Raw genomic sequence first — 11,597 nt, 5'->3', positions numbered from 1 at the left:
TCACATGCTGGCGGAGCTGGATCCGAAGCCGGACCAGGTGACGATCGCGATCAACACCTCGCAGATGAACATCATGGAGTTGATGACCGAGGACGATATCGCCGGTACGTCGCTGGCGCGTCCGGAGTTGTCGGACACCTACCGTGAGATGACGGTTCCGGCGGGTCCGGAGTGGGTGGAGGAGCACCTGCGTCGTCTGCAGGAGGCGGGTATTCAGCCGCATTTCCAGCTTTCGAGCATTCCGCAGTTGGAGACGGTGGAGCGGTTGATCCGTCGTGGCAAGTACACCGGTCCGTTGAACCTGACGTGGGTCGGTATCGGTGGTGGCTTCGACGGCCCGAATCCGTACAACATCATGAACTTCATTCAGCGGGTTCCGGACGGTGCGTGCCTGACGTTGGAGACGCTGATGCGTTCGGTGGCTCCGGTGAATGCGTTGGCGATCGCGTTGGGTCTGCACAGCCGGTGCGGCAACGAGGACACCATCTGGGGTGCCAAGGGCGAGAAGATGACCTCGGTGCAGCAGATCAAGCAGTTGGTGCGTTTGTCGGAGGAGCTCGGTCGCGGGGTTGCTGACGGCAAGGAGGCGCGTGACATCTACCGGATTGGTGAGTGGTACGCCGATGCTGATGAGACGCTCGCCAAGCTTGGTTGGGCACCGAACCGCCAGCCCGGCCAGATCGGCTTCACCGGCCACGCCTGATCCTTTCCTCCCGAGAGCATGACGACACGCGGGCGGAACGCCTCAACGGCGTTCCGTCCGCGTGTGTGTCTCCCGCTCCGGGACGGCGGACGGCCTACGTCGTCGCCTATTCATTCCCGCTTGTTCACCTCACGCTGCGCACGCAGCCCCCAGTTTTGGAGCTCGAAATGACCCAGCCCACCTATGTGATCGTCCCCGGCCTCCGCGGACACGTCGAAGACCACTGGCAGACCCTGCTCGCCGGCGCCCTCTCCGACGCCCTGATCGTTCCTCAGGTCGAAGGCGACCCCGTCGACCTCGAGGCGCGACTCGACGTCCTCGAGAAGACGGTCGCCTCGGCGACCGGTCCGGTGATCCTCGTCGCCCACAGTGCGGGCTGCCCGACCGTCGCGTTCTGGGCCGAGCGCACCGAGCTGCCTGTCGCGGGCGCGCTGCTCGCCACCCCGCCCGATCTGACCCAGCCGATGGCCGCGCCGCACCCGAGCCCGGAGCAGTTCGCTGAGGGGGGTTGGGGGCCCGTTCCCACCAACCCGCTCCCGTGGCCCAGCATCGTCGTCGCCAGCGAGGACGACCCGCTCGCGACTGTCGAGGCCGTGACGGCCCTGGCTGACGCGTGGGGCAGCCGAGTGGTCAACGCCGGTGCCGTCGGGCACCTGAACCCGGCCTCCGGCTACGGCCCGTGGCCGCGTGCGGTCGAGTTCCTCGCCGAACTCCGCGAGCTCGCCGGTCTCAACGCCGCCGGCTAGCGAGTCCGACGAATCAGTCGCCGACGGCAGTCAATCTCAGTCCCACACTGCCGTCGGCGCGATTCGTCAGCGACATCTCGTCGCCGTCGACCGTGACGGTAGCTGGACCGTTCAGTGCGGCGAGGACGGTCTGCTCCACCTCCGCCACCTCTGGTTCGCATGCCATGCGGGTGGTTGCGATCCCGGAGAAGTCGACGACGTCGCCGGTCACCGTCGCGGTGCCGGTCATGGAGTTGCAGCCGGTGTTGCCGGTGAGCTTGCCGTCGGTGCCGATGCGGAAGAACGGTTTGCGCTGCTCGAGGACCGTGGAACTCGTCACTCCGGCGTTCTTGACGAGCGCGGTCACCTGCCATCGGGTCTCGGTGATGGGCCTGTTCTGCTGCTCGGTCAGCAGTACCCGCTGGTCGCCCCGTGAGAGCGTCAATTCGGTGCCGTCCAGGTGCCAGGTGAGGGGCGCCCCGAACAGGTCGGCCACCCAGCGATCAGTCTCGTCGTGCGGTGGGGCGCACGCCATCATGGTGCCCGCGAGGGGACCCGGCGTCATCGTGTCTCCGTCGAACGTCACCTCGCCGCCGTGCCCGTTGCAGCCGGCATTCGCGCTCATCCGGTTCTTGTCGAAGCTCAGGACCAGCGGGCCGCCACCGGGGATCGGTGCTCCGATCACGGTGTTCGAGAGGTAGGTGTGGCCGCTCAGATCCGCTGGATCGGTCGGCGTCTCCGCATCGCTGTCCGAGCAACCGGCGAGGGTCGAAGCGACCAACACGGCGCCGACGAGGGCCGACCCCACGCGTCGGCGGGGGCGGCGGGCTGGATGCGGGATGCGCGGACCGATGCTCATGTGCGCCACGGTAGTGGACGGCCGCGTACGGTAGATCACGATTGGCCCGGCGGCGCGTCGCGTCGACCGCGGTCTACAGCAGTTCGGTCGAGTTCGAAGGAACAGGGAGCACGTGGGAAGACTCACCAACGCGATGTGGCGCATGCTCGGCGCGCAGACCTCTCGCAACCAGTCGCAGTCGTTGTCGATGATCAAGGAGTCGGCGGGTCACGACGAGTGGGCCTCCGGACTCGAGGACGGCCAGTTCGCCGGCGAAGCTGCCGAACTGGATCTGTCGCTGATCGCCGACCGCGCCAAGTTCCTGGCGATGGTGCGCGAGGGCGGCGCTCGCGGTCTCGACATGAAGCCGTTCGACGTGCAGCTGCAGGGCGCGCTCCGCATGCTCGAAGGTGACGTCGTCGAGATGGCCACGGGTGAGGGCAAGACCCTTGCGGGCGCGATCGCCGCGATCGGTTACGCCCTCGACGGGCATCAGGTTCACGTCGTGTCGGTCAACGATTACCTCGCCGCCCGTGACGCCGATTGGATGAAGCCGCTCTATGAGCTCTTCGGCATCTCGGTGGCATCGATCAGCGAGCACTCGTCACGCGAGGAGCGGCAGAAGGCCTACGACGCCGATGTCACCTATGCGTCGGTCAACGAGATCGGCTTCGACGTCTTGCGTGATCACCTGGCACTGAACGCCGACGACCTCGTCGCACCGGAACCGGATGTCGTGATCGTCGACGAGGCCGACTCGGTGCTCGTCGACGAAGCGCTGGTTCCGCTGATCCTGGCCGGATCGACCGACGCCGAGATCCCGAACAGCGCGATTCACGAGGTCGTCTCGCATCTGAAGACCAAGCACTACGAACTCGATCAGGACGGTAAGAACGTCTCCCTGACCGAGGAGGGCGCCCAGTTCGTGGAGCAGACCCTCGGCGACATCAACCTCTACGACGAGCAGCACGTCTCCAGCACGCTGGTGCACGTGAACGTGGCCCTCTATGCGTACTACCTCCTCGAGCGCGACGTCGACTACATCGTGCGCGACGGCGGGATCCACCTGATCAACGCCTCGCGCGGACGCGTGGCACGGCTGCAGCGCTGGCCCGACGGTGTGCAGGCGGCCGTGGAGTACAAAGAGGGCCTCAACCCGACCGAGGCGGGCGAGGTGATCGACACGATCACCGTGCAGGCGCTGATCGGCCGGTACCCGCGCGTGGCCGGGATGACCGGTACCGCGCTCGCCGCGGGCGAGCAGTTCCGCCAGTTCTACAATCTCGAGGTCTCCCAGATCCCGCCGAATCGACCGAACGTCCGCGAGGACGAGCCCGACCGCGTCTACGACAACAAGGCCCACAAGGTCGAGGCCGTCGTCGAGTTCGTCGCCGAGATCCATGAGACCGGCCAGCCCATCCTGATCGGCACCCACGACGTCGCGCAGTCGGAGGAGTTGGCGTACTTCCTCGAACGCGCCGGGGTTCCGTCGGTGGTCTTGAACGCCAAGAACGACGCCGAGGAAGCGGCCATCATCGCCGAGGCCGGGCGCAAGTCCGCGGTCACGGTCTCCACCCAGATGGCCGGTCGTGGCACCGACATCCGCCTCGGCGGCTCCGGCGGCGACGACGCCGCGCGCGAGGAGGTCGTCGAGCTCGGCGGTCTCTGCGTGGTCGGCACCGGCCGCTACGACACCGAGCGGCTCGACAGCCAGTTGCGCGGTCGCGCGGGACGTCAGGGCGACCCCGGGCGATCGGTGTTCTTCTCGAGCCTCGAGGATCCGCTGGTCACCAAGAACCTCACCCATCAGCGGGAGCAGCAGGCGGTCTCGTCGGACGGATCGATGGGCGCCCGGGGCGTCGAGAGTGTGCAGAACGCACAGAAGATCGCCGAGGGCGCGATGCTGCAGTTGCACAGCAACACCTGGAGCTACAACAAGCAGGTCAATGAGCAGCGCAGCTCGATCGTTCGTCGTCGAATGGCGATCCTGACCACCGACCAGGCGCTCACCGACCTCAAAGCGGCGGAGCCGGAGCGCTACGAGAGCCTTGCCGAAGACATCGACGACGAGGTGCTCGTGGAGGCCGCACGGCAGATCATGCTGTACCACCTCGACCGCGTCTGGGCCGACCACCTGGCGTACATCGCCGACGTCCAGGCCAGCATCCACCTGCGTGCCCTGGGCGCGCAGAGCCCTCTCGAGGAGTTCCACAAGCTGATCTTCGCGGAGTTCACGAAGCTGTCGGAGGAGGCGATGACGGCCGCGCGCGAGACCTTCGTGAACGCGACCATCACCGCAGACGGCGTCGATCTCGGTCTCGAGGGGCTGCATCGATCAACGATGACCTGGACCTACCTGGTTCACGAGAACCACTTTGCCTCGGCCGGTGCGCAGGCGGTCCAGGGGATCGTCGGCATCTTCCGATGACCGGGTCGTCGGACGTCGATCCGAGCCGTGCCGTGGAACCCGAGCGCAGCGATGCGATCTGGACGGTGCCGAACGCCCTGAGCGTGCTGCGCCTGTTGTTGGTCCCGGTCTTCATCTGGCTGTTGCTGGTGGAGGACTCGGCCGGCTGGGCGATCATCGTGCTGGTGGTCTCGGGGCTCACGGACTGGCTCGATGGAAAGCTGGCTCGCTGGCTGGGGCAGTCGTCGAAGCTGGGCGCCCTGCTCGACCCGGCGGCCGACCGGTTGTATGTGATCATCATCCCGATCTGCTTCGGGATCGCCGAGATCGTCCCCTGGTGGCTGATCGGCGTGATCATCGGCCGCGACGTGCTGCTGTTCGCCACCGCTCCGCTCCTGAAGTCCCGCGGAGTCCTCGCGCTGCCGACCCTCTATATCGGCAAGGCTGCAACGTTTGCGCTGATGAGCGCGTTCCCGTGGCTGCTCGGCGGCGAGTTGGACTTCTGGCTCGGCACCGTCGCCTACCCGATCGGTTGGGCCTTCCTACTGTGGGGTGCCGGCCTGTATCTGTGGTCGCTGGTTCTGTACTGGGTGCAGACCGGCATGGTGATTCGGCGCATGCCGCGGAGTGCGGTAACAGCCTGATCACACCGCGGTCGAAGGGCCGGGTTGATGCATGGTCACGAGCCCGCGCACGTTACAGTCATTGAGCATTCGCCGACGCAACGGCGCGATCGACGGGTGCGCACAATCCGAGTTTCGACACACCTGAGGAAGGCCGAATCGTGAGCGACACCCAGATCCCGGACGAGCTTCGGTACACCGACGAGCACGAGTGGATTCGCAAGGTCAGCGAGAACACCGTCCGAGTCGGCATCACCGACTTTGCTCAGGATGCTCTTGGGGACGTGGTCTTCGTCCAGCTGCCCGAAACTGATGACGAGATCGAGGTCGGCGAGTCGTTTGCCGAGGTGGAGTCGACCAAGAGTGTGTCGGACATCTTCGGTCCGCTGAACGGTACGGTCGGTGCGACCAACGAGGCCCTCGACGGCGCTCCCGAGCTGGTGAACTCGTCGCCCTACGGCGATGGTTGGCTGATCGAGATCGTCGTCGGCGCCGATGTCGACCTGGACGAACTGCTCGACGGCCTGCTCGATGCGGAAGGCTATCGCGCGGTCATCAGCAGCTGACCGGCGGCCGACTGGCAAGTGCCATGTCGGTGACGCGCCTCTGCTTCGCGGGAGCGTGTCGATATGATTTGTTGTAAGCCGAACGTCGCAGACTATGGGCGGCGGTCGGACAAAAACGGTAGGTTCACATATGAAGTTCCTGCCTCGCAGGCGCATCGCTCAAGGATGAGGCGAAGGATGCGCGTGTAACAGCGAGTGAACTGAAATAAGCGGCAACACCGCGTGTTTCGGTTCGCGCAGGTACCTCGACTGACGCTGATCGCAGGCCCCACCCGGGGACTGTGTAGTGCCACGTCACGACGGGGTGCGTTGACGATGAAGGAGATCTGGTGAGCGGTAACGACAACGGCTTTGAGGCACCCGTGGAGACGACTTCGGTCTTCCGCGAGGACTTCATCAAAGAGGTAGACGCCCCATCGGCGTCCAGCGAGCCGGCCGATACCGGTGTCGAGCGGCTGTCGCCGGGAACGGCCTTGCTGGTCGTGAAGCGCGGCCCCAATGCAGGATCGCGATTCCTGCTCGACCAGCCGACTACGTCGGCGGGTCGCCATCCCGATAGTGACATCTTCCTGGACGACGTCACGGTGAGTCGTCGTCACGCCGAGTTCCGCCGCAACGGCGACGACTTCCAGGTGGTCGACGTCGGCAGCCTCAACGGCACCTACGTGAACCGCGAGCCGGTCGACACCGCGACCCTGGCCAACGGCGACGAGGTCCAGATCGGCAAGTTCCGTCTGGTGTTCCTGTCCGGCCCGCGCGCCGGAGAGTCGGGCGCCGCGCAGTCGTGACCTCGTCAGCTGCGCGTGCAGGTGCCGCCAGCGACCGCACCATGTCGATCGGTGCCGTGCTGGCGGTGCTTCGGGAAGAGTTCCCCGACGTCACGATCTCGAAGATCCGGTTCCTCGAAGCCGAGGGTCTGGTCACTCCGGACCGTGCCCCGTCGGGGTACCGCCGGTTCAGCGACAGCGACTGCGAGCGCCTGCGCTTCGTCCTCACGGCACAGCGTGACCGCTACCTGCCGTTGAAGGTGATCCGCGACCAGCTCGACGAGATCGACACCGACGCCGCCAACGGTGGCAGCGGTCCGACCTTGCTGTCGACGGCGCGCAGCGCAGTGGCTCCGGCCACGGACTTCTCGTCGCGCGGTGGACGCGTCGACCGCGAAACGCTCATCGAGCGGACCGAAGTCGACTCCGCGTTCATCTCCGAGCTGGTTCGCAACGGCCTGCTCTCGGCCGGTCCGGGCGGCTTCTTCGACGAGGATGCCGTGCGCTTGGTCGAGGCCGCCGCGGCGTTGGCGAACTTCGGCCTGGAGTCCCGCCACCTGCGGGCCTTCAAGATCAGCGCAGACCGCGAAGCGGGGCTGGTCGCGCAGATCGCCGGCCCCATTGCCAAGGGCAAGGGCACCGGCGCTCGCGACCGCGCCGAAGAATTGATCCGCGAGATGGCGGCCCTGTCGGTCACGTTGCACACGCAGCTGGTCAAGGCCGCCGTTCGAGCCGCACTCGACTGACGGATTGCGGCGTAACCTGTATTTCTAGGCAGTTCAGGAGGCGAGACCATGGGTGAGATGCGCGTCGTGGGAATCCGGGTGGAGCCTCCTCAGAACCAGCCGGTGCTGTTGCTTCGCGAGGTCAGCGGAGCCCGCTATCTGCCGATCTGGATCGGGCAGAGCGAAGCGGCTTCCATCGCCCTGCAGCAGCGCGGCGTGGAGCCGCCGCGGCCGCTCACCCACGATCTGGTCGTCAATCTCTGCGAGGCCTTCGGTCGAACCCTCCAGCAGGTCCGCATCGTCGGTATGCAGGAGGGGACCTTCTACGCCGAGATGGTCTTCGACGGCGACGTGATCGTCGAAGCCCGGCCCTCCGACGCGATCGCCGTCGCCATGCGATGCGACGCGCAGATCATCGCCGTCGACGAGGTGCTGGACGGCGCCGGGATGATCATGCCCGACGAAGAGCCCGGCGACTCCGATGCGCCCGAAGGCGCCAGCGATGACGAGGTCGAGGCCTTCCGTGAGTTCCTCGATCAGGTCTCGCCGGAGGATTTCCTCGGACCCGAAAGCTGATCGGACCGAGTGAGCGGGGGCGACGCGCCGGTTCGAACGGTAACGATCGCGTCTCCTCCGCGTCACCGTTTGTCTACACCTGAACTTTAGGTTGAGGTTTACCGCGAGTCGCGTTGATTGCGGGTCGCCGAGTCCATAACTTCTATCCCAACGCCATCGCGTCAGCGAGGGCAGACACTTTGTCAGTGGTCGGGGGTACCCTTGAATGAGGGACGAGCGGCCCGAGTCTTGTGTAAGGGAGCTACCGTGGGCGAAATTCCGTCAGACCTGCAGCCCGGCGACGCTGCGTCAGCAGATGCGGGGTCGGTCGATGCAGGGTCGGTCAGTGCAGTGCCTGTGCAGGGGGGACTGGACGACATCGCGCCCGGACTCTTTCCTAACGGGGCAGTGCCAGACGCGCTCGTCGGATACCGCGGACCGAGTGCCTGTCAGATCGCCGGGATCACGTATCGGCAGCTCGACTACTGGGCACGGACCTCGTTGGTGGTGCCGTCGATCCGTACCGCCGCGGGATCGGGCAGCCAGCGGTTGTACTCCTTCAAGGACATCCTGGTCCTGAAGATCGTGAAGCGACTCCTCGACACCGGCATCTCCTTGCAGAACATCCGTGTGGCCGTCGACCACCTGCGTCAGCGCGGTGTGGAAGACCTGGCGCGGATCACGCTGTTCTCCGACGGAACCACGGTGTACGAGTGCACCTCCGCGGAAGAGGTCGTCGATCTCCTGCAGGGCGGCCAGGGCGTCTTCGGCATCGCGGTGTCGGGCGCGATGCGTGAACTCACCGGGACCATCGCCGACTTCCCGGGCGAGCGCGCGGACGGCGGTGTCAGTGAGACCGCGCCCGAGGACGAACTCGCCGCTCGTCGCAAGAGCCGCACCAGCCAGACCGGGTAGTCGAGACAGGCGGGTAGTCGACGCCGCGGCGCGGGGTCGACCGTCAGTACTGCCCGCGGTTTCGGGCTTGACGCCGGATCTCCACGCTCTGCCTGCTGAAGTACTGCTTGGTGCGGCGGTTCATCAGCAGATAGCAGTAGAAGATGAACGATACGAGCGGCACGGCGAGCATGATGAGCAATGCGAGGATGGGAGCGCTGTCCACGAGTGCTGTCCTTCGTTAGTAGGAGACGGCCGACTGGGTCACGAAGAAGAGAAGCGCCATCAGCACCACCAGGAGGACCACGCCGACGATGTTGATCACCAGCATCGTCACAAAGTACAGGTAGGCCCCTCGCGAACCCCGGAGCAGTGCGATCCCGAGTGGCAGGTTGATACCGACGATGACGGCGGTCAACACATCGGCGACGATCACGACGATCCGCGCCGTCTGCAGGCCCTCCACCGTGACATCCGCCTGGCCGTCGAGATCGACCCACCAGGACATCAACGTGGCGTCGTTGACGAACATGATCGGGAGGATCGCAACCAGGCACGCGACCGATCCGATGATCACCATCCAGGCGTAGAACGTCACCTGCCACGGACGGACCAGCGCTGCCTGTTCGGCGGCGCTCTGCAGGCCGCCGTACGGCGGGTACATCGGCGGTGCCTGCAGGTGCGCCGCGGTTGGTGGTAGTGGTGGCGGTGGTGGTGCGGGCCGCCATGTGACCGGTGCCGGCGCGTGCTGCCATGCCTGCGGGCGAGCGTCGTAGCCAGAGCCGACATGCGGTGCGTGCCTGGGGCCAGGCCGTGGGCCAGGCACGCTGGGGGACGGTCCGAAAGGCCCCTGCCGCTGCGGTGGATGAGATGGCGGAAAGGGTCCGGGAGGCACCATTCGACACTAGGGCCGATCCCGGTGCGCGACGAGAGTGCAAACGGGGGATTCTCGCCTGTGATCAGAATTGCGGCCATAGGCTGCGGGTTTGCTCTTACTCCTTGGTAGCCTGGTCATGCGCCGCTACGCCGCGGGAGAGCGTTGTTCGGGACACCGAACAGCCGCCGAAGGAGCAACACCTCTCCGTCAAACTCTCAGGCACCCGGGACCGTGGCTGCTGACGGCGTCTCTGGAAAGAGGTGGGGGTGCGCTCCCACCCGCCCACGGTGAAAGGCAGCGGAGTCTCTCCGCTGCCGAATCTCTCAGGCGCTGCGGAAACGCAGCATGACAGAGGGGGAGGGCCCAGTCTGGAATCCGTCCGGACCGAGAAGATCAAGGTGCCCTCTTGACCACCCCTGCCTCAGAGTTCTCCCAGCCCTCGGAGTTCGCCCAGCGCCACCTCGGCCCCGATGCCGACGAACTCGCCGTCATCCTCGACGTGCTCGGAGTCTCGTCGCTCGACGAGATCGCCACCAAGGTGGTTCCGACGTCGATCGCCGACGGCCTCGGCCCCGACGGTCTGGCGCCCGGCCTCGACGCCCTTCCGGCGCCGCTGAGCGAAACCCAGGCCACCGCTGCGATCCGTGCGCTCGCCGACCGGAACGTGGTCGCGCGCTCGATGATCGGTCTCGGCTACTACGACACCTTCACCCCGGGCGTCATCAAGCGCAACGTGCTCGAGAACCCCGCCTGGTACACCGCGTACACGCCGTACCAGCCGGAGATCAGCCAGGGTCGTCTCGAAGCGCTGCTGAACTTCCAGACCATGGTCTCCGACCTCACCGGTATGGAGGTCGCCAACGCCTCGATGCTCGACGAGGGCACCGCCGCCGCCGAGGCGATGACCCTGCTGCGTCGCGCGGGCAAGTCGAAGTCGAACCGACTGGTCGTCGACGTCGATCTGTTCCCGCAGACACGCGCCGTCATCGAGACCCGGGCGCTGCCGCTCGACATCGAGGTGGTGGAGGCCGAGCTGGATTCGAGCGCCGCTGACGCGGGCCTGCCCGAGGGTGACTTCTTCGGCGTCATCGTCCAGACTCCCGGAGCATCCGGCCGCGTGGCCGATCTCGGGGCGGTCATCGACGCCGCTCACGACCGCGGCGCACTGATCGCCGTGGGCGTCGACCTCCTCGCGGCTACCCTCATCACACCTCCCGGCGAGCAGGGAGCCGATGCCTGCTTCGGCACCACTCAGCGCTTCGGTGTTCCGATGGGCTTCGGCGGTCCGCACGCGGGCTACCTCGCGGTGCACGCCAAGCGCACCCGACAGCTGCCGGGCCGCCTGGTCGGCGTGTCGAAGGACGCCGACGACAACATCGCCTACCGCCTCGCGCTCCAGACCCGCGAGCAGCACATCCGCCGCGAGAAGGCCACCAGCAACATCTGCACCGCGCAGGTCCTGCTGGCGATCATGGCGGCGATGTACGCCTCGTACCACGGTCCGAGCGGCCTGAAGGCCATCGCTGAGCGCGTCCACGGTCGCGCCGCCGACCTCGCCGACCGGCTGGCGGGCGCCGGGTTCACCGTCGAGCACGCCGCGTTCTTCGACACCCTCTCGGTCCGTGTGGACGGCAAGGCGCAGCAGATCGTCGACGCGGCGAAGTCGCGGCACAACATCAACCTCCGGCTGGTGGATGCCGACCGCGTCGGGATCGCCTGCGACGAGACGACGACGGCCGAGGAGATCGGGCAGGTCATCGACGCGTTCGGCGCCGCAGCCGCCGCTCCGGCAGCGTTCAGCACTGACATCGCCAACCGCACCAGCGAGTACCTGACGCATCCCGCGTTCCACCTCTACCGCACCGAGACCGCGATGCTGCGGTACCTGCGGATGCTGTCGGACAAGGACATCGCGCT

The 11,597-nt window shown here is 66.5% G+C and carries 12 protein-coding genes, 1 pseudogene and 1 riboswitch; of the genes and pseudogenes, 10 read left to right on the top strand and 3 right to left on the bottom strand.

Annotated features, from left to right (window positions below; genetic code table 11):
• Together GX543_RS11790 and GX543_RS11785 are read left to right on the top strand one after the other, a co-directional pair.
• A partial coding sequence (locus GX543_RS11790) for a 3-keto-5-aminohexanoate cleavage protein (RefSeq protein ID WP_290852098.1) occupies window positions 1-703 on the top strand: 703 nt, incomplete at its 5' end.
• Window positions 704-870: 167 nt separating this feature from the next.
• Window positions 871-1,449, top strand: coding sequence for an alpha/beta hydrolase (locus tag GX543_RS11785; protein ID WP_290852097.1), 579 nt, complete (start codon window positions 871-873; stop codon window positions 1,447-1,449).
• Window positions 1,450-1,462: 13 nt separating this feature from the next.
• Here GX543_RS11785 and GX543_RS11780 read toward each other — a convergent pair whose 3' ends face one another.
• A complete protein-coding gene (locus tag GX543_RS11780) occupies window positions 1,463-2,287 on the bottom strand; it encodes an META domain-containing protein (RefSeq protein ID WP_290852096.1) in 825 nt (274 codons plus the stop codon).
• A gap of 112 nt (window positions 2,288-2,399) precedes the next feature.
• Between GX543_RS11780 and secA2 the strand changes: the two genes are divergently transcribed.
• From secA2 to GX543_RS11745, 7 genes are all read left to right on the top strand, one after another.
• On the top strand, window positions 2,400-4,694 hold the full coding sequence (secA2, locus tag GX543_RS11775) for an accessory Sec system translocase SecA2 (protein WP_290852095.1): 2,295 nt from the start codon (window positions 2,400-2,402) through the stop codon (window positions 4,692-4,694).
• Window positions 4,691-5,317 carry a CDP-alcohol phosphatidyltransferase family protein gene (locus tag GX543_RS11770; RefSeq protein ID WP_290852094.1) on the top strand — a complete coding sequence of 209 codons (627 nt, stop codon included), beginning with the start codon at window positions 4,691-4,693 and terminating at the stop codon, window positions 5,315-5,317. Before secA2 ends, GX543_RS11770 begins: the two co-directional genes overlap by 4 nt.
• Before the next feature lie 140 nt (window positions 5,318-5,457).
• Entirely contained in the window at window positions 5,458-5,862 is a 405-nt protein-coding gene (gene gcvH / locus GX543_RS11765; RefSeq protein ID WP_290852093.1) for a glycine cleavage system protein GcvH, read from the top strand.
• A 326-nt stretch (window positions 5,863-6,188) separates the two neighbouring features.
• Window positions 6,189-6,650 carry a glycogen accumulation regulator GarA gene (gene garA, locus GX543_RS11760; protein ID WP_366929070.1) on the top strand — a complete coding sequence of 154 codons (462 nt, stop codon included), beginning with the start codon at window positions 6,189-6,191 and terminating at the stop codon, window positions 6,648-6,650.
• 41 nt (window positions 6,651-6,691) lie between these two features.
• Window positions 6,692-7,375 carry a MerR family transcriptional regulator gene (locus GX543_RS11755; RefSeq protein WP_290852091.1) on the top strand — a complete coding sequence of 228 codons (684 nt, stop codon included), beginning with the start codon at window positions 6,692-6,694 and terminating at the stop codon, window positions 7,373-7,375.
• A gap of 48 nt (window positions 7,376-7,423) precedes the next feature.
• On the top strand, window positions 7,424-7,930 hold the full coding sequence (locus tag GX543_RS11750) for a bifunctional nuclease family protein (RefSeq protein ID WP_290852090.1): 507 nt from the start codon (window positions 7,424-7,426) through the stop codon (window positions 7,928-7,930).
• A gap of 330 nt (window positions 7,931-8,260) precedes the next feature.
• Window positions 8,261-8,824: a MerR family transcriptional regulator gene (locus GX543_RS11745; RefSeq protein WP_290852089.1), complete on the top strand. Its 564-nt coding sequence runs from the start codon at window positions 8,261-8,263 to the stop codon at window positions 8,822-8,824.
• 43 nt (window positions 8,825-8,867) lie between these two features.
• Here the strand turns inward: GX543_RS11745 and GX543_RS11740 are convergent, their stop codons facing one another.
• A complete protein-coding gene (locus GX543_RS11740) occupies window positions 8,868-9,029 on the bottom strand; it encodes a hypothetical protein (RefSeq protein ID WP_290852088.1) in 162 nt (53 codons plus the stop codon).
• A gap of 15 nt (window positions 9,030-9,044) precedes the next feature.
• Window positions 9,045-9,467, bottom strand: coding sequence for a hypothetical protein (locus tag GX543_RS11735; RefSeq protein ID WP_290852087.1), 423 nt, complete (start codon window positions 9,465-9,467; stop codon window positions 9,045-9,047).
• A 355-nt stretch (window positions 9,468-9,822) separates the two neighbouring features.
• Window positions 9,823-9,922: riboswitch (glycine riboswitch) on the top strand.
• Window positions 9,923-10,086: 164 nt separating this feature from the next.
• Between GX543_RS11735 and GX543_RS11730 the strand changes: the two are divergent.
• Window positions 10,087-11,597: pseudogene (locus GX543_RS11730) on the top strand (glycine dehydrogenase (aminomethyl-transferring)); the annotation flags it as partial.

Source organism: Gordonia sp. (in: high G+C Gram-positive bacteria) (assembly GCF_012515855.1).
Classification (GTDB): Bacteria; Actinomycetota; Actinomycetes; order Mycobacteriales; family Mycobacteriaceae; genus Gordonia.
This window is presented reverse-complemented; position numbering and strand designations above follow the sequence as displayed.